This window comes from Verrucomicrobiota bacterium (assembly GCA_038744685.1).
Lineage (GTDB): Bacteria > Verrucomicrobiota > Verrucomicrobiia > Opitutales > Puniceicoccaceae > Puniceicoccus.
Genome location: JBCDMB010000003.1, coordinates 222,427 through 245,612, shown reverse-complemented (window position 1 = coordinate 245,612; position 23,186 = coordinate 222,427). Strand labels below are relative to the sequence as shown.

Below are 23,186 nucleotides of genomic sequence, written 5' to 3'. Positions count from 1 at the left end.
CGCCTTTTCAGTTTCTGCGGTCAGTGTGAGTGGTTCTTCCAAGTCACAACCGTTTTTGATAAGGGTGGTGAATACTTGAGATGGTTGTAAGACGAAGCAGGGTATCAGTTGTCCGTGTGATTGAGTTAAGATCACCGCGAAGTTCGTTTTGATAAATTGATGAGTCCAGTTCGCTCAATAAGGCCGTACCGAAGGGTTTTTGCGTCACCTTTGAAGACTGGTGCGGGAGCTTTTGCAGAGAGAACTGGTTGGTTGCTGCGCGAGGAATCGAATGGAAGAGTTTCTTTTGCGGAGGTCTGCCCTTTCCCCGGGTTCGGTGGAGAGACGCCAGGGTGGAGAGATTCTCTAAAAGAGTGGTCTGAAGGTAGTGACTTGATGCTAGACGAACAGGAAGGGTGTCTTGGTTTTGCGGGGTGGTCCCTTCGGCAAGTGCTACCAACTGAGGTCAACGTTTCTTCTGCGATACTAGTGAAAAGTGTTAGGGAATTGAATACAGAAAGTTTGAGTAGAGGAGGTGCGAAAACGATAAAGGTAAAAGTAGGGGTGGGAAACCGATCGGAGGAACGTCAGCAGATCAAAACCCTTATAGGCGAGGCCAAAGGTGACGTCCGGATTCGCTTGGATGCGAACCAGGTTTTTGACCTCGGACAAACCGCCGATTGGATCGAATGGGCGTCGGATTTGCAGGAGATCGAGTTCATCGAGCAGCCAATGCCGGTGGGCTCCGAAGAAATGATCTTTGACGAGTTTGGAGAGGAAGCCCGGAAGATTGCCCTGGACGAGTCTGTCGTTTCCGAGGCCAGTCTTGATCGTTTTCTCGATATGGATTGGCCGGGTCCTTTCGTGATAAAGCCTAGTCTGTTTGGAAATCCGGAGAGTTTGATTGCGCTTCCCGAATCAGTGAGGGGCAGACTCGTCCTATCTTCCGCGTTTGAGACGGGCATAGGGTTTTCATGGGTGTTGGCTCTTGCCGATCAGCTGGTAGGCAAGAAGCGTGACCACGGTCTTGGGACAAGAGGGTGGTTTGGAGCAGATGGGTTGGATGGATGGTCGGCCGGAACGCATTTCTCAGGAGAGATTACCGAGGAGCGACTGGAGAAAGTCTGGAATAATGCAGCTGTTTTCTAGAATAGATACGAACCGGGTCTTTCTTCTCGATTCCGAAGAAGCGAGATTCCGTTTAGCGTACGAAGAGGCAACAAAGGAAGCGAAGGATTCTGATGGTCAGGTTCAGATTGTCGCCGCTTCTTCAAAGGATCCTGAGACGGTGGGCAGGATTCTTGGACTTCTGGAGAGTGAGGTTCCCTTTCTTTTGTCTTCGGACGAGTGGAGTGATGCGACCCGAAATGAGGTGACCCGCTTGCGAGGAGTTAATCCCGGTAAGGGAACGATAATCTTCAAGACGGGTGGAAGTTCGGGAATCCCTCGATTCGCTGTTCATGATCAAAGGTCGCTTGGTGCGGCGGCTGTATCGGTCTGGAATTACTTGGAGAATCGACCGCTTTGCAGCAGATTGGATTTACCGCTTTATCACGTGAGTGGAATGATGCCAGTGTTTCGTGCGTTGGTTTCTGATGGCGTTTTGATCTCCGATGGCAGTCAAGAGGCCTCCTGTGAAATCCCGGGACTGTTCTTGCAGTCGGTCGTGCCAACAACATTGGAGAGGACCCTTCGAACTGCACCTTCTGGTAGCAACCCTTTTCCGGCAGATATCGTCTTCGGTGGAGGCGCGTCGTTTGACCACCAACTACTCCGCGAAGCAAAGAGAAGAGGGATTCCTCTGCGACTGGTCTATGGAATGACAGAAACTGGTGGGATGGTTGGGATTCAGACAAAGGATGCATGGGAATCTGAACGTTTTGGAGAATTGTCCATGTTGCCGGGAAATAAGGTGGACGTGACTGCCGGTAAAGAAATCACGATCCAATCCCCTCAGCTCTTCAGGGGGTATTGGGGAGAGGAGGAGCACCAAGGACTGTTCCGCACAGGAGATGCGGGTGAATTGATTGATGGCCGCAGTTTCACCGTTCACGGAAGGATCGGGCGTTTTGTTTCGAGCGGCGGTGAGACGATCTCGTTAGCGAAAGTAGAAGATGCTGCGAGAAAACTTCAGGGTGTTCGTGACGCCGTGGCCATCGGAATGCCCGACGAAGAGTGGGGCACCCGAATCACCTTGTTGGTTGAGTTGGAAGTCTTGCAGAATCGGGAGATCCGCAACGAATTGCGGGCAAGCTTGGATTCGTTTGAGCTTCCACAGGAAGTGCGGGCAGTGAAAGTGATTCCGAGAAACGCTGTAGGAAAAGTTGATCTCGATCAGATTTTTGGATGAGGATAGAGCGATGGACGTAGATTCATTTTCGCTTCCCTTGTCCCGTCGCCCCCGTCGGCTTCGACAGACGGCAGCTATTCGCGATATGGTGAGGGAGTCCCGCGTTGACCCCGCGCAGTTGATTCAGCCTTTTTTCGTCGTCGATGCGGATTCGGCGCGGGAGCCCATCGATTCGATGCCGGGAAACTATCGACTTGGGCGTGCGGAATTTCTTGAGGAGTTGAAGAAGGTGGTAGATCTCGGGATTCGAGGAGTTGCCATTTTTCCGCGGATCGAAAGCTCGCTGAAGACAGAGACAGGTCGTGAAGAAGCACTGAATCCAGATGGATTGATCCCCCAAATCGGTCGGTTGGTTCGTGAGGCGGAGATCCCGGTCAATCTGATCGCAGATGTTGCTCTAGATCCCTACACATCCCACGGGCACGACGGGATCCTGGATTCGACGACGGGGGAAATTCTCAATGATCCGACGGTAGAGATTCTGGCGGAAATGGCGGTGAACTACGCGAGGGCTGGGATCGATTGGGTGGCACCGTCCGACATGATGGACGGCCGGGTTGGAGCGATCCGCGACGCACTCGATGACTTTGGATTTCAGAAAACGGTCATCCTTGCCTATTCAGCAAAGTTCGCTTCGGCGTTTTACGGTCCTTTCCGTGATGCTGTCGGAAGCGCTCAGAAGAAGGGGAGTGCTTATCTGGACAAGTCGACTTACCAACTGTCACCGGCAAACCTCCGGGAGGCGATGGTTGAGGTGGATCTCGATATCAATGAAGGAGCTGATATCGTGATGGTGAAACCGGCGGGACCATATCTCGACGTCATTCGTGAAGTGCGAAACCGATGTGAGATCCCGGTTGCCGCGTATCAGGTGTCTGGAGAATTTTCGGCCATTCACGCGGCAGCAGAAAAGGGTTGGTTGGACTACGAAGGTGCTAGGGATGAATCGGTCCTAGCCATCCGCCGGGCAGGCGCAGATTTGATCCTAACTTACTTTGCTGCGGAGATTGCCGCGGGAGATTGAAAGCCTATTTCGGTTTAATCGTGGTCGTAACCATAATCCTAATCCTAGGTTTTCGATTATGATTAAGAGCATGAGTAAGATTAGGAAGGTCGATAGGGAGACTTTTTTCCGCTGTGTTGAGAGCGAACCATCTCGGGTTGACTCGGTAGCGAATTGAAATTTGCCTTACGGGTCGGCACTTTAATCGACCTCTAAACCTCTAGAATAATGGCAATAGCATCATCGATCATCGACACTGTAGGCGGCACCCCATTGGTGCGTATCAGTAACCTTACCAAGGACATCGACGCAGATATCCTCCTCAAGTGTGAATTCTTCAATCCGCTGGCGAGCGTCAAGGATCGTATTGGACGGGCGATGATTGAAGCTGCTGAGAAAGATGGAAAGCTTGGTGCGGACAGCGTGGTCATTGAGCCGACTTCTGGAAACACGGGAATCGCGTTGGCTTTCGTTTGCGCCTCCCGCGGATACCGTTTGATCCTGGTAATGCCGGACTCGATGTCTACCGAGCGGCGAGTACTCTTTCGTATGTTGGGTGCAGAATTGGTTCTCACTCCCGGAGCCAAAGGGATGAATGGCGCAATTATGAAAGCCAGCCAGCTAGTCGACGAGTACGGCGACAAAGCTTTTATGCCACAGCAGTTTGAGAACCCTGCGAATCCCGATGTCCATCGTAGGACGACTGCCGAGGAAATCTGGAACGACACCGAGGGAACGGTGGACGCGTTCGTCTCCGGCGTTGGCACGGGCGGAACGATAACCGGTGTCTCCAGTGTGATCAAGGGACGGAAGGACCTTCACACGGTCGCAGTGGAGCCAGAGGCTAGCCCGGTGATTTCGGGAGGCAAGCCGGGTCCACACAAGATTCAGGGGATTGGTGCCGGTTTCATCCCCAAGAATTGCGATACTTCATTGGTCGACGAGGTGATTCAGGTGTCGAATGAGGATGCGTTTGAAACGGCCCAGCAATTGTCGCTATCAGACGGAATTCTCGGTGGAATTTCGACCGGGGCAAACGTCTATGCTGCGATGCAGCTTGCGAAGAGAGACGGCATGGCTGGAAAGAGGATCGTGACGATCGGCTGCAGTTTCGGTGAGCGTTACCTCAGCACCCTCCTCGCTGCGAAGGCGCTGGAAGAGGTTAAGAACCTGCCGACCTCGGAGCTGCCGGCTTAAGGTAACCAGTACACCAGAGCGCCCGGAGACGGTCGCAAACGATTTTCGAGCTATATTTTCGAAGAGGGCACCTGCGTCTGATCCTGAATCAGGAGTGGCAACAGACGCTTTCGAATTGGAGGTACTAGCTCTGCGTGGCCTCAGGGGTAGAGTGGTCGTCCGGAAAACGATGCGGACGGGACCAATCGCGTCTTGACCCCAAATACCCTGTGTAAAAGTAGCATCTCTTTTCCGATGTAGGATTTAATCGAAGTTGACATGCGTAATTGTGTAATTTACAGTTTTATGTATGAAAGAAACAGTCTCCTCGACTAAAGCGGCAAGAAACCTTGGCGATTTGCTGGCTCGGATTCGGTATCGTGGTGATTCTTTTCTGCTGACCAAAAACGAGACTCCTATTGCTGAGCTTCGTCCTGCTCCTGGCCGTGGAGGAACGGTTACTGAATTACGTGCTGCTCTTGCACGGTTGCCGCGCGACGCAAGCTTTGCGGATGATCTTTCTTCTGTGAACGAAACAGATCAATTGCCTTCCGATCCGTGGGATTGATTTTAGACACCTCCGCCCTTATCGAGTGGGAGAAGTCTGGATGGAAAGGGATTCCGTCCGGCGTAGATGAAACCGAGACAGTTATTTTACCGGCGGTCGTTTGGGCAGAGGGTCTCGCTGGTGTGCGTCTCGCGAAAACTACTGAGCGGGCTGCTATTCGGAGAGCCCGTTTGGAGGCAATCCGCTCCGTTGCAGGAATTGAGCCTTTCACTCCTTTGATTGCAGAACACTACGCAGATATTTTCTCTGCACTCTACAGGATCGGTTCGCTTATCCCGCAAAATGACATCGCAGTAGCAGCGACGGCTCGCTCGCTTGACTTTTCAGTTCTCGTTGGTCCAAAGGACGAGTCACATTTCAGACGCGTTCCGGGTCTCAAAGTTCTGCTGTTCGCCGCCTAGCACCTCTATCGCAGCCGCCGGACAAAGGAGGTGGCTACTCCTTGGACAATCAATTCGTCCACGGGGTAGAGCTCCGGGTAGTCTGGATTTTCTGCTTTAAGGTAAGGCATGTGGCCACTTTTACGGATGAATCTCTTTAGGGTGGTTTCGCCGTCGATGAGTGCGGCTACGACGTCACCGTCCTGCGGCTCACGGGCTTCGACCACTACCGTGTCACCATCCTCGATTCCGGCGTTGATCATGGATTCGCCGCGGACCCGGATTGCAAAGGTCTTCCTGTGCCGCCGCTGGCGTGCAGTGAAGGCATCGACTTGGAGAGTGTCGATTTGACCGCCAGATTCTACACGATCGGGGTAACCCGCAGCGATGTTACCCATCACCGGGATGTCGACAATGTCGAGGATGTTGTCCTGATCGCCTGGAGTGGTTTCAGGGATGCGCAGTCGAAATGCGCGAGCCTGATGTGGTTGTCTCTCGAGATAGCCTTTCTTCTCAAGGGCGCGCAGGTGGCCAACTACTGCATTGGTGCTCTTGAAGCCGAATTCGTGTTGAATTTCGCGAATGCTTGGCCAGTAGCCCTGATCCGCGGACCTTTCCTGAATGAAGTTGAGAATCTGCTGTTGCCGGAAGGTGAGTTCTTTCATGGTGAACGAAAGATTACGTGAACATCCGGTCATGTCCAGCACGAATTCGGGAAAAGGGTTGAACTTGGCGATTGGCCCTCTGAGATTGGCTCGATGTCTGATGTTCGTGTGCGTTTTGCTCCGAGTCCTACCGGGTTTTTCCATATTGGCAGTGCACGTACGGCCTTATTCAACTGGCTGTACGCCCGGCATTGTGAAGGTCGTTTTATATTACGCATTGAGGATACGGATAAAGAGCGGAATACGGAGGAAGCTCTTGAGGTTCTTTTCGAGGGAATGCGGTGGCTAGGTCTGGACTGGGATGAAGGTCCGCTGGTGGGCGGCGACTTTGGACCCTATTTCCAAAGCGAGCGCGGATCGATTTACAGGGATGCGGTGGAAAAACTCCGGTCCAACGGTAGAGCCTATAATAAAGATGGAGCCGTTTTCTTCCGGTTGGAGGGTGACCGTTATCTCGAATATGATGACTATTTGGGCGCCGAAGTAGAAAAAGTCCGAGCGGCACCAATGGTATTTAAGGACGAAATCCGCGGGCGAATCGAGAGGGTAGTCGATCGGGATTTTCCGATACTGCGGGCCAACGGTGATCCCGTTTTCCATTTGGTAAACGTAGTGGATGACATCGAAATGAAGATCACTCACGTCATCCGTGGGGAAGATCATTTGACCAACACAGCCAAGCATTTGGAGTTGTTTGAGGCTTTCGGAGTCGAAGCACCCAGTTTTGCGCATTTGCCGTTGATTTTGAAAGACCCTGCAGTCGGGAAGGGTAAGATGAGCAAGCGCGATCAGGGTGCGTTGATCGAGGAATATCAGAGTCGGCATTTTCTTGCGGAGGCGGTACGGAATTTTCTCTGCCTCCTTGGTTGGAGCCCAAAGGACGATCGAGAAGCCCTGCCGATTGACGAAATCACCGCTGCCTTTGATTTTGGAGGAATCCAAAAGGGGGCGGCCCGGTTCGATGAGGCAAAACTTCGTCATTTGAATGGTCACTACCTAAAGCAGTTGCCAATAGAAACCTACACCTGGCTCGCCCGGCCGATTTTGAATGAGGCGGGGGTGATCGAAGAAGAGGCGGACGAGGACTATCTCCAAAGCGTGTTGGAGCTCTGCCAACCGAAGCTGGATCTGTTGGAGGATCTTCCCGCGTATTGCCGGTACTTTTTCCGCGAGGACTACGAGTTTGATTTGAAGGCACGCGAAAAGGTGTCGAAGAAGGAGGATCCCGGTCGACTCGCAGGGGAACTGGCAGCCGAGATCAAAGGTTCTGGTTCGAAGGATAGCTCTGGATTTGAGGCCGCACTCGAGTCTGTGGCAGCAAAGCATGGGAGGAAGTCCGGGGCTTACCGACCGGTAATCCGCTTTGCCTTGACTGGAATGCTCTCAGGACCGGATCTCGGCGAAGTGATCCGGATACTGGGCATGGAGAAAGTGCTCAATCGGTTGGAGCGGCTGGGAAGAGACGGGGGTGTGGCGTGAGCGATTCGGAAAACCTCGATTTTATTCGTCAAATTGTAGCGGACGATCTCGCAGCAGGTAAGCACGAAGGTGGAGTCGCTACCCGGTTTCCACCGGAGCCCAATGGGTATCTACATCTCGGTCATGCAAAATCGATTTGTTTGAACTTTGGAATCGCCGATGAGTTTGGCGGCACTTGCAACCTGCGGTTTGACGACACGAATCCCGAAAAGGAGGAGCAGGAGTATGTCGACGCGATTCAGGCAGACATATCCTGGCTGGGCTTTCATTGGGAGAAGGCTTGCTTCGCTTCGGATTATTTTGAACGGCTTTTCGAATACGCCTTGGACTTGATTCGCAACGGCCTCGCTTATGTTTGCGACCTGTCTGGGGAGGAGATCCGCAAGGGCCGTGGAACTCTCAAGGAACCGGGGGTAGAGAGTCCGTTTAGCGATAGAGAACCTGACGAGAATGAGGATCTGCTGCGTAGGATGAGGGCGGGTGAGTTTCCGGATGGCTCTAAAGTGCTCCGGGCAAAAATCGATATGGCCCATCCGAATTTGATTATGCGGGATCCTGTTCTCTACCGCATTCGACGCGCACACCACCATCGGACGGGAGATGACTGGCCGATTTATCCTACCTATGATTTTGCCCATGGTCAGAGCGACTCGATCGAAGGGATCACTCACTCAGTCTGCACGCTCGAGTTTGAGAACCACCGGCCCCTCTATGACTGGTTGATTGATAAACTTGGGATCTTTCCGTCTCGGCAATACGAGTTCGCCCCGTTGAACCTGGAATACACGCTCATGAGCAAAAGGAAGCTGATTCAGCTGGTCCAGGAGGGACATGTAGCTGGATGGGATGATCCACGACTACCGACACTACGCGGAATCCGCCGGAGAGGAGTTCCAGCTGAAGCAATCCGAAATTTTTGCCGTTCGCTGGGTGTCACCAAGTTTGATTCGACGACGGATTACGCGTTTTACGAGCACAGCATCCGGGAGGTGTTGAACCGGGAAAGTTCTCGGGCGATGGCAGTGATGGATCCGCTTCCCATTACCATTACCAATTTCGAGGATGGGGAAGTGCTCGAAGTGGATGCAGTGAACAATCCTGAACGTCCGGAGGAGGGTAGCCGTAAGGTTCCCTTTTCCAATCAGATCCTGATCGAACGGTCTGACTTCATGGAAGAGCCGCCGAAAAAGTTTTTCCGGCTCACTCCCGGCTCAGAGGTGCGGCTACGATACTCCTATGTGCTTCGCTGTGATGAAGTGAAGAAAGACGAGAAGGGGAGTGTGGTTTCATTAGTCGGGTCCATTGACCGCGACACCTTGGGAAAGCAGCCAGAGGGACGGAAGGTGAAGGGTGTGATTCACTGGGTCTCAGCAAAACACGCGTTACGTGCCGAAGTGCGTCTCTACGATCGACTTTTCTCAGTGGCGAATCCGGGAGGTGAGGACGATCCGATTGCCTGCCTGAATCCAAATTCGCTCCAAAAGGCGGAAGCCTTTGTCGAACCCTCGCTAGCAAATGCCGAGCCCGGGATGAGGATTCAGTTCGAAAGAACTGGGTACTTTGTTTGTGACGATGACTCCAGTAGAGACCGATTGGTTTTCAATCGAACGGTCACTCTGAAGGACTCCTGGGGTCGCGGAAAGTAAGGAGAAAAGCGCTGATATCGCGCGGTTCTGGGATAGCTTTTTCTTTTCCCTCCACTGCAAGGAGGACGTAATCGCGGTTTGGATTGTTCTCTAGTTCCCCAAAACCGCGGGAATGGAAAAGTTTGCGGTGGTCCGATTCCTTGGTGACAAACAAGGGTGATTTCTGTCAGGCTCCGAGGAGAAAATGTCATCCGTCTCCACTGTATCGAACCAGCCGTCCCATGTGGCAATCATCATGGATGGGAATGGTCGCTGGGCGCGCAAGAGGTTTCTTCCCCGGATCGAAGGCCACCGCCAGGGAGTCAAAAACGTACGAAATCTTCTCGAATCCCTTGCGGACTCCCCGATTCGCTACCTGACCCTGTTTGCTTTCAGTGCCGAAAACTGGCAGCGGCCGGAAGAGGAAGTAGAGGCCTTGATGGATCTCTTGAAACAGTTTCTACGAAAGGAAAGTCACCAACTAGTGAAAAACCGGATTCGTTTAGAGACTATCGGTAGGCGTCATGAGCTTCCAGAAGAAGTCTCGCGGGAACTCGCTAGAGTAGAGAGTGAGACCAAAGACTTTAACGATCATGTGCTCACCCTTGCCCTCAATTACGGATCTCGGACGGAGGTCGTCGACGCAACTGCGAAGATCACCGCTGCCCTTCAGGCGGGTGTAATTGATGCCGTTCCTGAGACTTGGGAAGAGTATCAAAAGTTTCTCTACACCGGTGATCTTCCAGATCCCGATTTAATTATTCGGACTTCCGGTGAGTGGCGGGTGAGTAACTTCCTGCTTCTCCAGGGAGCCTACGCAGAGCTCTACTTTTGCGATGTCCCCTGGCCAGAGTTTACCAAAAAACATTTCGATCAGGCCCTTGAATCTTATGCCTCCCGGGAAAGACGCTTTGGGAAAGTGATGTCTCCTTTGCCTCATCGAGGTGAGTTGACGATCTAAACCCGACGCGGAATGAAACAACGGACTATTACTACAGTCGTTCTTTGGGTCGGCATACTAATACTTCTTTGGTTGTTTGGCGTATATGCTGGCCTTCTACTGATTACAGCTCTTGCTGTGATGGCACAGCACGAGACTTATGGACTTCTTGGGCGAGTGGGAGGCGATCCTTTGGTAGTCGCAGGACTAGTCGCAGGTGTGTTGTTCATTTTGATCACTTCCGGGCTCTTATTGTTTTTGGGTTCTGTCGATGCTTATCCGGTTTCTCTTGGACTGGTGTTTCCTTCGTTGGTCGCATGGGTGATGTTTCGAACGCCAGTCCGAAGTCTTTCGCGATGTCTTTTTCCTACGTTGATCGGATTTTTGCTGGTTCCAGCCTGTCTCACGTTTTTCGCCCTACTGGCCATGCTCCCGGGACTTACGGAAGGGCAAGGATTGTTTTTAGCGGTCTGGGTGGTAGCAGTAGCAAAGTTTTCGGATATAGGAGCTCTTCTGATCGGTAGCCGAATCGGGCGGCGGCCGCTCGCCCCTTCCTACAGTCCTAAGAAGACGATCGAGGGTGCGATTGGAGGAGTTTTGACCTCGGTCTTGGTTGCCTGCTTGGTTCCAGCGCTCTCCGGAGATCTTGCTCCTGCTGGGCTTACCTTTTGGATTTGTATCTTGCTTGGTCTTGTTCTTGGAACCACGGCAATCGTTTCTGATCTTCTCGGATCAGCCTTGAAGCGGATCGCGGGGGTGAAAGACAGTGGCAAAAGGATCCCGGGAATCGGTGGTGGGCTGGACTTGGTGGATAGCCTTTTGTGTACCGGCCCACTCGGTTACGCTATTCTGTCTCTAGCGTTAAAATAGTGCTCTCTTAACAATCCGTCCTTGTTTAATACTGAACTCGGGAAGGTAGACCTCAAGCGTCTTAGGGTAAAACGGGAGATGAGTAGTGGTCTGTTATCTTGCGAAGAGACTCTTATCATTCGCCTTCATGTAGGCTTCCTCTGTTGAAATGATTCCACTGCTGGATAGCTCGATCAAATAAGCGTCCAGAGAGATCATTCCGGTATCACGATTCTGGTCGATAATATTGCGAATGGAGGCAAGCGAGTTCTGCCGGATGCAATTTGGAAGTGACTTGTGGTAGGTGAGGATCTCAAAGGCCGGAACCCGACCACCCTCGGCTGCTACGCAAAGCACCTGAGACACCACTCCACGCAAACATTCTGCCAAGAGGATACGAATCTGGGCCTGTTCCTCTGCGGTGAACGCGTCAATAATTCGGTCAATCGTCTTAGCAGCGCTGTTCGTATGTAGAGTCGAGAAGACCAGCATACCCATTGCAGCACAACCGAGCGCCAGCCTCATCGTTTCTCGATCTCTCATTTCACCAATAAGAACAACGTCTGGATCGGCCCTCATAGTGCTCCTAAGGCCTCCCGCGTAGGAGTGGGTATGCTCGGTTACCTCCCGGTGAATGATGGTGCAGTTTTTGTTTGAATGAATGAACTCTACCGGATCCTCCAGAGTAATAATTTCTTTGGAGGTATTCTCGTTAATGTGGTTCAGGACAGCCGCTAGCGTAGTGGATTTCCCACTACCTGTGGGTCCGGTTACAAGCACTAAGCCACCCCGCTCGAGGGCGAGTGACTTGAGTGTCTCAGGTAGTCCCAGCTCCTCTATCGATTCTACCCGAGAGGGAATCTGGCGCAGAACCGCTGCGCTTCCCCAATGGTTGTCAAAAATGTTTGCACGGAAGCGCGCTTTTCCGGGGATTTCATAGGCAAAATCAACATCGCTCCGCTCCATAAATTGATGCCAGCGATTTGGGGGAGTAAACTCCTCGAGCAGCTCGTTCATGAGCTCAGCTGAAAATGGTTCGTACTCCATTGGGAAGATGGAACCATCGACTCTCATCTTCGGTGATGAACCCACCGATAGGTGTAGATCGGAGCCGCCGCTTTCCAGCATTTCAATAAGAAGGGTATCGATCTCGGCCATCGTTTAGGGGTTAGCTGTTTCTGGAAAGAAGGTTTTGGTCCTTGATGTAATACTGCGCTGTTTCAAGAGAGATTCGGCCCACTTCGTAAAGCTCTGCGATGGATTCGTCCATCGCCCGCATTCCCTGTTTCCGTCCGGTCTGGATGGCAGCCTCGAGGCCGGATTCCTTTGCGTCGCGCATAATGTTCGCCGTCGCTGAGTTATTGATCATCAGCTCACAGGCAAGAGCGACTTTACCATCGGTGGAAGGAAGAAGTCTCTGACAGATGATGCCGCGAAGGGAGTCGGCCGTCATCGCGCGGATCTGGCTCTGTTGTCGGGAAGGAAAAACGTCGAGCAACCGGCTCAAGGTGCTCGCGGCGTCTCGGGTGTGGAGGGTTCCGATTACCAGATGCCCGGTCTCCGCAGCGGTCAGGGCCATTTCGATCGTTTCGAGGTCCCGCATCTCACCGACCACGATAATATCTGGATCCTCGCGAAGGGCTGATCCCAGTGCTCGGTCGAAGGACCGGGTATGCACTCCTACCTGACGCTGGGTGAGAATACACTCTTTCGACGATTGGACGACTTCGATCGGATCCTCGATTGTAATGATGTGAGAACTTCGGGTCTCATTCAGTTCGTTGAGAAGGCTCGCAAGGGTCGTGGTCTTTCCGGATCCGACCGGGCCTGTGACCAGTATGATTCCGTTGTGGTAAGCCAGAAGCTTCCGAATCGTTTCGGCGTTGGGGAATCCGAGTTCCTCTAAGGTCCCAATTGTCGGCCTTGCCATGTGGTAGACGCCGGATACTCCGCTGTGGTGGCGGGTCAAGTTTACCCGGAGGCGGTGAGAAGTCTCGGGGCCTTCCGTTTCAAGCGGGATGGAGTAGTCGAGATCCCAATCTTCGGCGAAGGCTTTCTGTTGCTCATCAGTCAATAGGATCAGATTCATCCGCTCAGCCAGACCCGGATCGAGATCATGATCGGATAGATACACAATCTCCCGGTAGTGTCTGACTCTTGGGCGAGCACCGGCCGTTAAGTGAAGGTCGCTCACACCATGGATTTGGCAGAATTCGACCCAATCTCCCATGGCGGATTTGAGGCTCGTATCATCCATCGACTGCCAACTTGCAAAGTCGGGGGCATTTCCAGCTAAATCGACCTGTGGTGGTGGTGTTAGTTCCGGGGCAGTATCCCCTTTTTTGGAGCGTTTTCCCGCTTCTTTGACCTGGTTGCGCACATCTTCGGGGCGGGAGATCCAGCCATGGGCCGCCGTTCGGTCCGCGACCTCTTCGAGGGTCGACGCAAAGTCGATCTCGGTGATCAGTTGATGCGCTTGTTCCGCAGTGAGGAGTCCTCCCTCCTGACAAAGGGAAAAGAACCAGCCAAGATCGCTTCTCATTCGAAGTGACGACTTAAAGTTCCCGGTTGTGGCGTCCGTTGTATTCCAGTCGACCGGGTCCAGCTTTAATCATCAAGGTCGCTTTTCCATGACTTTGAATCTTCTCGAACTGACGTCCGAGGGCCTCCATGACGAGCCCTGTTTCACCAACAATTCGCGTGCTCATTCCACTCGTGGAGAATTGAAGCCCCTCGTCCTCGAGAGCGTCCAGGAAGGTAAGGACCGAGGTCTCATAATCTTCGGTTAGGGGGTAGAGGGATACTTCAAAGCTGGATTCCATAAACCTGAAAAAATGCTGATTTAAGCGTGGATTGTCAAAAGCAATACCGGGTGGGTCCTTCCTTTGGTTTCCGGTTGCCAAACGTTTCCCTCTGACCCCAGTGTCCCTGCAGTGAGATTCTCCGTATCCCATACGACCATCTATCGTTATGCAGAGCCCGCCTCTGAATCGGTTGCTGAGTTGCGTCTTTGCCCGACCTCGGATGCTCAGCAGACGGTCGAGGAGCGGCAATTAGCTGTGGATCCAAGCGTTCCTGTTGGATCGTTTGTCGATTATTGGGGAAATCCAGTAGAGTATTTTGCGATTCCTTTTAGGCACTCCCGACTGACCATCACCTCGACTTCGACAGTTGAAACGTTGCCTCAGGATTCGGTTGAGTTCTGCCGCAACGTGACCGTTGCTGAGGCGAAGCAAATTCTTTCGAGATATTCAGTGGAGATGATCGACTTTCGGAGGCCAACTAAACTCGTCCCGATCGGAGGGGTTTTGCGAGGCCTCAACAGCATGTTTTTCCGGGAAGGAGAATCAATCGTGGATACGGTTACGGAGGTGAACCACTGGATCCACGACCAGTTCGACTACGTTCCAGGAGCGACCGATATCACCACTCCGATTGACGAAGTAATCGAACTGCGCAAGGGCGTTTGTCAGGATTTTGCTCACGTGATGTTGTCTATCCTCCGAACGGGCGGGATACCCGCACGCTACGTCAGTGGTTATATTGAACCGTATGACCCAACCCAGAAGAAAGGCAGTGAACTGGTAGGGGCGGCTGCAAGTCACGCCTGGGTCGAAGTAGGCTTGCCCGGTGGACGTTGGTGGGGACTTGACCCAACCAACGATCAAGCGGCCGGGGAACGCCACATCAAAGTGGCTATCGGACGCGACTACAACGACGTCGCTCCCTTTCGAGGCACTTTTCGCGGCGTCGACGAACAGGATCTTGCAGTTAAGGTAAGGATCGAGCGACTGCCTCAGCAGTAAGCGGGTTACTCTAAGCTGCAGACTTTGGAGCCTCGTTTGGGCTCTTGTCGTCGGTCAGTAGCTCGACGAACTGTTTCATCGCCGGAGTGAGGACGCGTCCCTTCCGATGAATCAAAGCGATCGGACGGTGGAAGCTTTTCTTTTTAAACGGGATGGAACAGATCAGCCCGTTCTTCACCTCGTTTGCAATGGTTGAGGCAGGTAGAATTGCGAACCCGGCGTCTATTTCGACGGCTCTCTTGACCGTTTCTATGTTGTCGAACTCCATCTTTGGATCGAGCCCGACTCTTGCCTCGCGGAAAATCTCATCGGTTGCCTTGCGGGTGGGAATGTCCTTGTCAAATCCGACAAAATCATAGCCCTCGAGATCCCTTATGTTGATTTCCTTGTTTCTGGCCAGCGGATGGTTGGCACTTGTGGCCACGATTAGATCGTCGGTTTTAAACGGGATGACCTCGAGCTGCCGGTTCTTGATCGGAAAAGCGACCAAGCCTAGATCCACCGCATTGTGGAGGATGTCATCGTAGACATGGTTGGAGCGTCGGTACTCCACGTGAACGTTCACGGATGGAAACTCCTGCATGAATTTGGTCAGGTATTTGGGAAGCTCGTGGAGTCCTACACTGTAAATCGTAGAGAGCTTGATGTTGCCACTAATTACCTTTCGCATCTCCTGAATCTCGCAATCAAGGCGTTCGTAAAGGTTGAGGATTTCTTTGGAGGAATCGTACAGGAGGCGTCCCTCTTGTGTGAGCCGAAACCGCTTCTGGCTGCGGTCGACAATGAGGACGTTGAAATGGCGCTCCATTGAGCGTAGCTGCTGGCTGACAGCCGATTGGGTGATTCCGTTCAGCTTCGCGGCTCGGGAAAAACTCTCGCTTTCTACCAAATCTGCGAAGATTTTGAAGTTTTCAATATGCATAAGAACTGTGATCTACGGAGTAGCTTTTATAAAAGATCGGCGCATGATAAGGCACTCTTATGGTAAGTTACAATGAGTTTTTTGAAAATCTTTCGGGGCTTAGAGATCGCATTGACGAGGGCCTTCGGAAGTCCGGTCGAGCAGTGGGCTCGGTTTGCCTTCTTCCGGTGACCAAGAATCACCCACCGGAGGCGGTCGAATTTTGTCACCGCGCAGAGATCCATCGGGTAGGAGAGAATCGGGTCCAGGAGGCGAGCGGGAAGAAGGAATCCCTCGACCTGGATGAAATGAAGTGGGACTTGATCGGGCACCTTCAGTCGAATAAGGCAGGGGCGGCCTGTAGGACCTTCGATTGTATCCAGTCCGTGGACTCACTGAAACTAGGTGGCAAGATCAACCGCTTTCTGGAGGGCGAGAATCGGAAACTGGCCTGTCTGCTTCAGGTCAATACGGGCGAGGATCCCGGAAAATTCGGATTTACCGAGGAAGAAACGAGGGAATCGTTGAACGAGTGGATGAGCTGGGAAGCGTTGGAGGTCGAGGGCTTGATGACGATTGCCCCACTTGAAGGTGGGAGGGATGCAGCGGTCAAGGCCTTCGCCCGTCTCCGGTGCCTGCGTGACGAACTCTCGGCAGCCTCCGGCTTGCCACTTAAGGAGCTGTCAATGGGTATGAGCGGCGATCTGGAGGAGGCGATCCGCGAAGGCAGCACGATGGTTCGCGTGGGGTCAGCACTTTTTGGGGAGCGGTTTTACTAGGTCTGAAAGGATGTTCGCTGACCTCCCACAAAGCTGCAGGGAGAGATTGAAATTGAACGTTTGAGGACTCACCACCCTTGATATCCACGGATGGGTCGAAGGAATGGAAATTGAGACGATCATCTGGGGCGTGTTGCCCTTAGCCTTCTGTTTCGCCCTGGCACTTTGGAGCATCCAACTATCGCGGAAGAGAACAAGAGTCTGGAAGATAATTCTATCCGTTTTAGTTCTACTCTCTTTGACCTTTTCCGGGTTGATTCTCTTCAATATGATTCGGGAAGCGTGGCCAACGTTTATCCCGCATATAGTGATCGGTGCCGTTTTTGTCGTTCTGCTAATACAGCAGCTTTTTTCTTCATTGAGAGATCGTGGGTCTGACCAGTCGATGTAGTCGACCCGAGGTTTTCGTCCGGCCTTCTGCTTGAGTCCTTTGGCTTGGTTGCCTACTGTCCGCACCCGAAGCACAAAATGGAAGTACGACCGTATCGAGATTCAGACCAGGAGGCGCTCGTCCAGCTTTGGTTGGATTGCGGTTTGATAGCGTCCCAGAACCATCCAATTCGTGACATTCAGCGAAAACTAAAAGTAAACCCTGAGTGGTTCTTGGTTGGCGTGAAGGAAGATAAAATCGTTACCTCTTGCATGGTCGGATATGAAGGCCACCGCGGATGGATTAATTATTTGGCGGTAGCACCAAGCGAGCAAAGAAAAGGATATGCTGGAAAAATCATGAAAGAAGCGGAGCGTCTTCTCAGAGAAGCTGGATGTCCTAAAATCAATTTACAGGTAAGAAGTTCCAATTCTCAGGTCATCGCGTTCTACGAAAGTTTAGGTTTCAGTGATGACCAAGTCATCAGCCTAGGAAAACGTCTAGAAGTCGATGAGCCCTACCGAGTTCAACAGGGCTGTAGTGGCAACGTTTGATGGTTTGCTGAACTTGCACGTGGGGTGAAAAAATGAAACCGAAACCAACTTTCAAAGGCGGTCGCAACATAGCGATGAAAGTACCACCCCATCAGTATGAAGAAACGGTGCGTTTCTACCGAGATTTACTTGGACTGAAGCAGTTAAAGGAGCATTTGCCCGCAGTCGGTTTCGAGTTCGGACGAAATCATCTTTGGATCGACAGAGTTCCAGGCATGAGCCAGGCGGAAATGTGGCTGGAGATAATGACTGATGATATTTCCGCTAGTTCGGAATTTTTTAGGGAGGAGAATGTGACTCGCTGTGATGAAATCGAAGACTTACCAGATGGATTCGAAGCCTTCTGGATTTCTAGTCCAGCATCGATCATTCATCTTGTCTGCAAGGAAGTCGAATCACGGTAAGCGAAGAGTAGCCTTAGCAGTCCGTTCGATTAAACGGCTGCAACTGTTCTGCGCTGGCTTCCCCGCATCCTCTCTACTATTTGAGTAACAGAATGAAAATGGTAGTACTGCTAGTTGTTCTCGCGACCACTTTAGCCAAGGGGTCAACCGAGATAGTCTACCTTCCGTCTTTGTCGGAAATTGTGGTCAAAGAGGACACCCTTGGTCCAGAGTGGAAAAGAATCGACGGGCTGGTTATTCCCTTCTTCAAGGACCTAAGCGGACTTGATGAAGAATCCAGAAACCAGGCCCTTCTACTCAGAGACCGCTTTTTATCCAAGGGAGTGAATGGAGTGGCTGACTTTTCATTCAGCAAGCGAAAATTCCCTCTAGACACTGCTACCTGTCGGATCTTCGTTTTCGCGTCCCCCGGACACGCAAGAAAGTGGTGGGAACAGAAATACGAGTTCCCGGGATGGGAGGAGAAGTATGAAAAGCACCCGCATCCAAACGGTTTTTATCTGGATTCAAAGTCGGAATCGAATCCTAAGAGAATCATGCTGCTATCCAATTTGATGATTTCTTCCCACCACATACAGCCTGGGGATGAACACCTTGCACTTTTAAAGGCGATTCTAGAAGAGCTAAGGAGGTATGGCGTGAGTGAGTCGGGATAGGCAACTTCCGGGGTTAGGCGCGCCACTTTCAGCAACGACCATGAGAAAGAATAACCGGCTTTTGCTTTACAGTAGCCACCGGCAATCATGCTACGCTTAGGGGCGTTTGAGAAGTGGGTTGAAGACTAAAACAGCCGGAGAATCCAATGGAAATGGACGAATCCAAATACACGATTACAGAAAGAAGACCCACCGCTGAAGAGTTTATTGATCTAATTGAATCGGTCGGGTGGAGTCGGTACACGAACCGTAAAGCGATACCGGATGCACTTAATGGCACACTCGTCTCTTACGTGGCAACCTGTGGTCAGTCTGTGGTTGGGATGGGACGTTTGATTGGTGATGGATACCGTTTTGTCTATATCCAAGATCTCGTGGTTCATCCCGATCACCAAAGAAGAGGAGTTGGAAGTGCCGTGATGGATAGAATCGTCGATTACATTAACCGTAATTGTCCAAAGAAGACCTACGTCCACCTGTTCACCACAAAGAAGGATTCTCCTTTCTATTCTCGCTATGGTTTCAAAGGTCCCGAGCAGCCTTTTTCCGGAATGTCCCTCAAAAAATTCGATAAGCCAATCGAAAGGAAAGGGGACTAGGCGAAAAGAAAAATCACTAGAATAACTCCTAAAGCTACTGGCTTTCGGTTGATCTTCCCGATTACGGGTAAGCAATCGTGTTGATCAGGATACCGTCTCCACCTGTGAAAGGTGCGGTCCCGGCGTCGTTGAATGGCACTGGGGTCGCATCCACGTAGACATTGTTCCCCAAGCTGGCACCGCTGAAGATGAGTCCGGCTGATTGCATCTCCGCTCGGACCGCTGCAGCACCGGTTGTCTGGATGAAGTTGGAATCAATGGTCACTTCCTTGGGTCCTTGCGTCGAAACGTTGATCGCGTTGGCTCCCAGACGTGCGAGACTGTTACTAGTCACAACTGCGGACTGGTCCTCTGTGCTAAAGAGGGTCATCCGAATTCCATCTTGAGAGGTATCGGAAATAGTGTTTCCGGAGAGGAGGATGCTTGCTGTGGTGGAGTCGCTAGTCTCGATCTGGACACCTTGCTGGGCAACGGGTCCGATTTGATTATTTTGGATTTGGATGACCGCGTCGTGGTCATCCAGATACGAGCCACGGATACCGCTCGCGTTCCCGGTTGAGGAAATCAGGTTGCCGCGGGCTTCGAAGCGGCTCGAGGAGTTGTCGGATCCAGTGAAGAGAATGCCTTCCTCGGTTGTGCTCGAAATATTGTTGTTCTCTGCAGTTAGATTGACGATTGATCCAGATTCAGCGTTAGCGAAGATCCCAGCTATCCCTGTATCCGAAATTACATTACTATTAGCGACAACAGAAAGGACTCCGTTGTTCAGTCCGACCAATTCAATTGCTGCTGCTACCGTTTGAGCGAACGTGTTCCCCGTCACTTCAATGCTTGCGTTGCTATTGTTCGCAGCACGGAGGCGCGCTCCGTAAGTGCCGGAGTTACTCGTCACATTGTTGACGAGGGTGGCAGATAGATTACCCGTCCCAGCGGAACGAATGAGAAAACCTCCATCCGAAGTGTTGGAAGTTCCGTTACCGGAGAGCGATGCTGTGACGCTGGCCGTCCCCCCTGAACGGATGTGAAATCCGTTGTTGGTAGCCGTATCAATCGTATTGTTGTTAGCGATAACTTCTGCAGATCCAGCAGTTGCATTGATAAAGATCGCCGTTCCGTCGGTAGCGGAAATTTCGTTTCCGGAAACTTCGAGGGTCTGAGTGTTGGTGGCTTCGAAGGCGATCGAGACAGCGTTTGTAGTGCTGTTGTTGACCGAGTTTTGACTGAAATGGGTGTCGGACGCGGCTGAATTACTAACCTGCAAGGAAAGTGCGGACTGGTTGCTCTCTAGGACGTTGTTGCGCATCTCTGAGACCAGCTCGGCAGAGTCGGAAACGGCGAGGGTGAATACACTGTCTGGATCGTTTTCAAAGCGAGTGCCACTAACTTTGAGGGCAATGTTCGAACTACCGGAGGCCGCGGTGTCGACACCGCCTCCGTCGATGGACGAGTTGGCGAGGTTGGCTGTTCCTGAAGCTGTAGAGTCTGCACTCACGAAAAGCCCCGAGTTCGCAAGTCCCGACGCTCCGGTCCGTGTGACTGTAACGTCGAATGAGGCGCTGTCTGTGGCGTGGATTCGAACGGCGTTGCCTCCGAGGTTTTCGAAGCCGGAATCCGAGACCTCGTAAGTGCCTTCAGCCGAATCGGCAAAGTCGAAATGAATACCGTGGTTCCCAGCATTGAAGATTCCGTTGGATGCGAATGTCCCCCTGCCGGAGATGGTTCCGCGGTTGATTACTTGAATGCCCGTTCCCCCAATGGTGTCGATTCGGTTGGAAGAGGCGACGGCGTTCTCCACGTTTACGAAAGTGATCCCGGCAAAACTCGCTGCCGTGTGGCCCCCCGTGATTTCGTAGCCCCTGACGCTCCCCTCTGGAATGATAGGGGAGGCCGCACTGGCTGGAAAGGAACCGAATAGGAAACCGCCGTTTACCACCGGACCGGGAAAGGTTCCCCCGAACACGCCTCCTCCCTGGCCTTGGATAGGTATCGCGTTGGAGATGAAACGAACCGAATCGGTAACCGTCACATTCTCATTGTAAGGGCCGACTCCTCCTTGAGTCCACACGGTCCAGATTCGACCGGAAGCACCGAGGTTGGCAATAGCGAGATCGGCTCCGCTCTGTATAGAGTTCAGTGGGTTTTCAAAGGTGCCCGCGCCGCTGATCGAGCCACGGGAGGCGTCCACGAAGATCAAGCGTGAAGCGAGTAGATTGCTTCCTGTAATAGAAGTGGTTGTGCTAAAGGAGCTAACGGAAACTTGTCGCCTAGCTTCGTCCTCAATGAAGGGGGAATCTATGATGACGGACCGGTAGTTCCGTGGGATTCTCTCAACCAACCGGGATTGGAACGAGGCGTAGGGGTTATAGGCCTCTAGCTTCGGTCCCTCCGTCGCGTCGTGAAGTGGTTTGGAGCTCTCGGGAGAAGCCGGTCCACCTCCGATAGTCATTCGCGCCCTTGCCCCAAGGAACCAAGTCGATCCGAGAAGCTCTTCGTCCTGATACCAGGATGCATCGAGGAGAAGGAACGAAAAAGGCCTTGCTTCAATACGAGCTTTTGGACCGGAGATGTCTTCGCCAAAGGGATTGTCGAATGAGTAAAAACCTCCGTAAATCCGTATGGGAAACAGGGTCAGATTGTCCGGGATCAAGATGCCTGCTTCTCCATCAAATCCCTCCAATGCTCTCTCGTATTGTTCAAAGAATCGGGTAGTTGTCGTCCGGCGGGTTATTGTGGTTTCGGTGGTGGTAAAGGGTTGCACCACCGTAAAGCCGGTAGCAAAAGGTTGCTCGAAGGTCGTCGTGCTTGTGGTTGAAGAGTTGCTCGACGTTCTCGAAGAGGAGGTTTCGGCAATCTGGTTTTCCGTATCCTCAGGAAAGTAAGCGTTGATCCGCAGATCCAGAAAAGGAGACATCCACTCAAGGCCTGCACCGAACTGATTGTAGTCAAAATCCCGTGAGGAGCGGGTGAAGTCGTAAAAAACATTGGCACCCATGATCCAGGGAAAACTATCTCCAAGGAAAGTTCCTTGCCCGTGCAGGCTCCGGACTCCAAGTCCGACCGATCCGTTGTTGATGTCTTCTCCGTCTGCTAGTCGTGGTGCGACGAAAAAGATCGTACGATAGGACTCATTTCCGATTTGGTAGAATGGAACAAGGGCATCGATGTAGATGTCGGAATTGGAATCTGCGAGCGTGGCACCCACACCGACTACGGCTGGAGAGGAGTGCTTTAGCAAAGGGTTGCTCGCGGGGACCTCGTTTTGCCGGTCCATATTTGCAGTCTGCACCGTAGTTTCGGCAGGGACTGGCTCCTTTAGTGTAGCTGAGGGAATTGCACTCGGGTCAAATCCCGGAATTTCGAGAGTCAGCGGAAACAGGATGCTCTCGTCCCGATCCGCCGAGACTTCCCGGTCCCCTAACTCGGCGAGAATAGAAGGCTCGACTCCTTCTGGACTAGTCCCAACCGAATCGGCAGTAGGGGGTGCTGGAAAACCTGCTGCGGTATCAATCACCCCGTCGGTTCCTAGGGGTTTTTCTGGCTGGAGAAGGAAGGTCGGTCGATCTTCGGATGCAGAGGCGATGTCCGAAAAGCCCGCAGACTCTCCAGCGGTCGTCTCCACATGCTCCGGAGAAGGAGCCTCGGAGAACTCTGCGGGAACTGATGAGGTATTTGATTGAACGGCAACTTCAGTGGGTAAAATCGCGGGAAACTGCACGGCTACATCATGAGGAGCGGTTTCACTTCGGTTACTCAATGAGGAAGGTGTGGCATCATTTGGGACCGTTTCTACGGTCGCTACAGGACGTAGCTCTTCGACTTCGGGAGATTGTTCTTCGGCAGAGATACCAGTGAGTGGATCGAATACCCGGTCCGAGACAAAACGGTAGCCGGTGAGAGGAGAGGGGCTTTCTTCGGACTCTATGGTTTCAGTGTCTGATCCCTTCGACTTAGAGGCGGATTCAACGTCTGGCTCTTCTGATTTAGCGGCGATTTGGAAGATGATAGAGAGGACTAATGCAGATACAGCTAAGCAGGAGAAAGAGTATTTTCCGAAAGTCTTCACAAAATCTGTTGGAGGATTTATCGGCTAGAATGAACGAATC

23 protein-coding genes are annotated in these 23,186 nt (G+C 52.3%); 17 read left to right on the top strand and 6 right to left on the bottom strand.

The annotated features are described in order from the left end of the window. The first annotated feature begins 486 nt into the window (after nt 1-486). The 6 genes from AAGJ81_03550 (at nt 487) to AAGJ81_03525 (ending at nt 5,477) form a co-directional block, all read left to right on the top strand. A complete protein-coding gene (locus tag AAGJ81_03550; GenBank protein MEM0965213.1) occupies nt 487-1,128 on the top strand; it encodes an enolase C-terminal domain-like protein in 642 nt (213 codons plus the stop codon). Then, the gene (locus AAGJ81_03545; protein ID MEM0965212.1) at nt 1,112-2,329 is read left to right on the top strand and encodes an AMP-binding protein; all 1,218 of its coding nucleotides are present in this window, start codon (nt 1,112-1,114) and stop codon (nt 2,327-2,329) included. The genes AAGJ81_03550 and AAGJ81_03545 overlap by 17 nt, the downstream gene beginning before the upstream one ends. A 10-nt stretch (nt 2,330-2,339) precedes the next feature. Next, nucleotides 2,340-3,353: a porphobilinogen synthase gene (gene hemB / locus AAGJ81_03540; protein ID MEM0965211.1), complete on the top strand. Its 1,014-nt coding sequence runs from the start codon at nt 2,340-2,342 to the stop codon at nt 3,351-3,353. A 207-nt stretch (nt 3,354-3,560) separates the two neighbouring features. Further along, nucleotides 3,561-4,529, top strand: coding sequence for a cysteine synthase A (gene cysK, locus AAGJ81_03535; GenBank protein ID MEM0965210.1), 969 nt, complete (start codon nt 3,561-3,563; stop codon nt 4,527-4,529). A gap of 289 nt (nt 4,530-4,818) precedes the next feature. Then, nucleotides 4,819-5,076, top strand: a complete 258-nt coding sequence (locus AAGJ81_03530; GenBank protein ID MEM0965209.1) for a hypothetical protein — start codon at nt 4,819-4,821, stop codon at nt 5,074-5,076. After that, complete coding sequence (locus AAGJ81_03525; GenBank protein ID MEM0965208.1) at nt 5,067-5,477, top strand: type II toxin-antitoxin system VapC family toxin; 411 nt, start codon at nt 5,067-5,069, stop codon at nt 5,475-5,477. The genes AAGJ81_03530 and AAGJ81_03525 overlap by 10 nt, the downstream gene beginning before the upstream one ends. A gap of 5 nt (nt 5,478-5,482) precedes the next feature. Here AAGJ81_03525 and lexA read toward each other — a convergent pair whose 3' ends face one another. Beyond that, nucleotides 5,483-6,121 (bottom strand): transcriptional repressor LexA, encoded by a 639-nt coding sequence (lexA, locus tag AAGJ81_03520; protein ID MEM0965207.1) that lies wholly within the window; start codon nt 6,119-6,121, stop codon nt 5,483-5,485. Between the two features lie 93 nt (nt 6,122-6,214). Here lexA and AAGJ81_03515 point away from each other — a divergent pair, with 93 nt between their 5' ends. The 4 genes from AAGJ81_03515 (at nt 6,215) to AAGJ81_03500 (ending at nt 11,035) form a co-directional block, all read left to right on the top strand. Continuing rightward, on the top strand, nt 6,215-7,600 hold the full coding sequence (locus tag AAGJ81_03515; protein ID MEM0965206.1) for a glutamate--tRNA ligase family protein: 1,386 nt from the start codon (nt 6,215-6,217) through the stop codon (nt 7,598-7,600). Further along, nucleotides 7,597-9,246, top strand: coding sequence for a glutamine--tRNA ligase/YqeY domain fusion protein (locus tag AAGJ81_03510; protein ID MEM0965205.1), 1,650 nt, complete (start codon nt 7,597-7,599; stop codon nt 9,244-9,246). Before AAGJ81_03515 ends, AAGJ81_03510 begins: the two co-directional genes overlap by 4 nt. Before the next feature lie 184 nt (nt 9,247-9,430). Further along, entirely contained in the window at nt 9,431-10,186 is a 756-nt protein-coding gene (gene uppS, locus AAGJ81_03505) for a polyprenyl diphosphate synthase (GenBank protein MEM0965204.1), read from the top strand. 12 nt (nt 10,187-10,198) lie between these two features. Continuing rightward, complete coding sequence (locus AAGJ81_03500) at nt 10,199-11,035, top strand: CDP-archaeol synthase (protein ID MEM0965203.1); 837 nt, start codon at nt 10,199-10,201, stop codon at nt 11,033-11,035. Between the two features lie 93 nt (nt 11,036-11,128). On the opposite strand, the gene AAGJ81_03495 is transcribed toward AAGJ81_03500, so the two are convergent. The 3 genes from AAGJ81_03495 to AAGJ81_03485 are packed head-to-tail and all read right to left on the bottom strand — an operon-like array spanning nt 11,129 to nt 13,836. Further along, nucleotides 11,129-12,172 (bottom strand): PilT/PilU family type 4a pilus ATPase, encoded by a 1,044-nt coding sequence (locus AAGJ81_03495; protein MEM0965202.1) that lies wholly within the window; start codon nt 12,170-12,172, stop codon nt 11,129-11,131. Nucleotides 12,173-12,182: 10 nt separating this feature from the next. Then, complete coding sequence (locus tag AAGJ81_03490; GenBank protein MEM0965201.1) at nt 12,183-13,556, bottom strand: PilT/PilU family type 4a pilus ATPase; 1,374 nt, start codon at nt 13,554-13,556, stop codon at nt 12,183-12,185. A gap of 13 nt (nt 13,557-13,569) precedes the next feature. Then, on the bottom strand, nt 13,570-13,836 hold the full coding sequence (locus AAGJ81_03485) for a YkoF family thiamine/hydroxymethylpyrimidine-binding protein (protein MEM0965200.1): 267 nt from the start codon (nt 13,834-13,836) through the stop codon (nt 13,570-13,572). A 111-nt stretch (nt 13,837-13,947) separates the two neighbouring features. Between AAGJ81_03485 and AAGJ81_03480 the strand changes: the two genes are divergently transcribed. Next, the gene (locus AAGJ81_03480) at nt 13,948-14,820 is read left to right on the top strand and encodes a transglutaminase family protein (protein MEM0965199.1); all 873 of its coding nucleotides are present in this window, start codon (nt 13,948-13,950) and stop codon (nt 14,818-14,820) included. A gap of 10 nt (nt 14,821-14,830) precedes the next feature. Here the strand turns inward: AAGJ81_03480 and AAGJ81_03475 are convergent, their stop codons facing one another. Beyond that, a complete protein-coding gene (locus tag AAGJ81_03475; protein MEM0965198.1) occupies nt 14,831-15,742 on the bottom strand; it encodes a LysR family transcriptional regulator in 912 nt (303 codons plus the stop codon). Nucleotides 15,743-15,801: 59 nt separating this feature from the next. On the opposite strand from AAGJ81_03475, the gene AAGJ81_03470 reads away from it, so the two are divergent. From AAGJ81_03470 to AAGJ81_03445, 6 genes are all read left to right on the top strand, one after another. Beyond that, nucleotides 15,802-16,500, top strand: coding sequence for a YggS family pyridoxal phosphate-dependent enzyme (locus AAGJ81_03470; protein ID MEM0965197.1), 699 nt, complete (start codon nt 15,802-15,804; stop codon nt 16,498-16,500). A 103-nt stretch (nt 16,501-16,603) separates the two neighbouring features. Beyond that, nucleotides 16,604-16,891, top strand: a complete 288-nt coding sequence (locus AAGJ81_03465) for a hypothetical protein (protein MEM0965196.1) — start codon at nt 16,604-16,606, stop codon at nt 16,889-16,891. Between the two features lie 77 nt (nt 16,892-16,968). After that, a complete protein-coding gene (locus AAGJ81_03460) occupies nt 16,969-17,424 on the top strand; it encodes a GNAT family acetyltransferase (protein MEM0965195.1) in 456 nt (151 codons plus the stop codon). Between the two features lie 32 nt (nt 17,425-17,456). Further along, complete coding sequence (locus AAGJ81_03455) at nt 17,457-17,828, top strand: hypothetical protein (protein MEM0965194.1); 372 nt, start codon at nt 17,457-17,459, stop codon at nt 17,826-17,828. A gap of 98 nt (nt 17,829-17,926) precedes the next feature. Beyond that, nucleotides 17,927-18,484, top strand: a complete 558-nt coding sequence (locus AAGJ81_03450) for a hypothetical protein (protein ID MEM0965193.1) — start codon at nt 17,927-17,929, stop codon at nt 18,482-18,484. 152 nt (nt 18,485-18,636) lie between these two features. Beyond that, complete coding sequence (locus AAGJ81_03445; GenBank protein ID MEM0965192.1) at nt 18,637-19,083, top strand: GNAT family N-acetyltransferase; 447 nt, start codon at nt 18,637-18,639, stop codon at nt 19,081-19,083. A gap of 61 nt (nt 19,084-19,144) precedes the next feature. Here AAGJ81_03445 and AAGJ81_03440 read toward each other — a convergent pair whose 3' ends face one another. Next, entirely contained in the window at nt 19,145-23,146 is a 4,002-nt protein-coding gene (locus AAGJ81_03440; GenBank protein ID MEM0965191.1) for an inverse autotransporter beta domain-containing protein, read from the bottom strand. Nucleotides 23,147-23,186 lie beyond the last annotated feature (40 nt).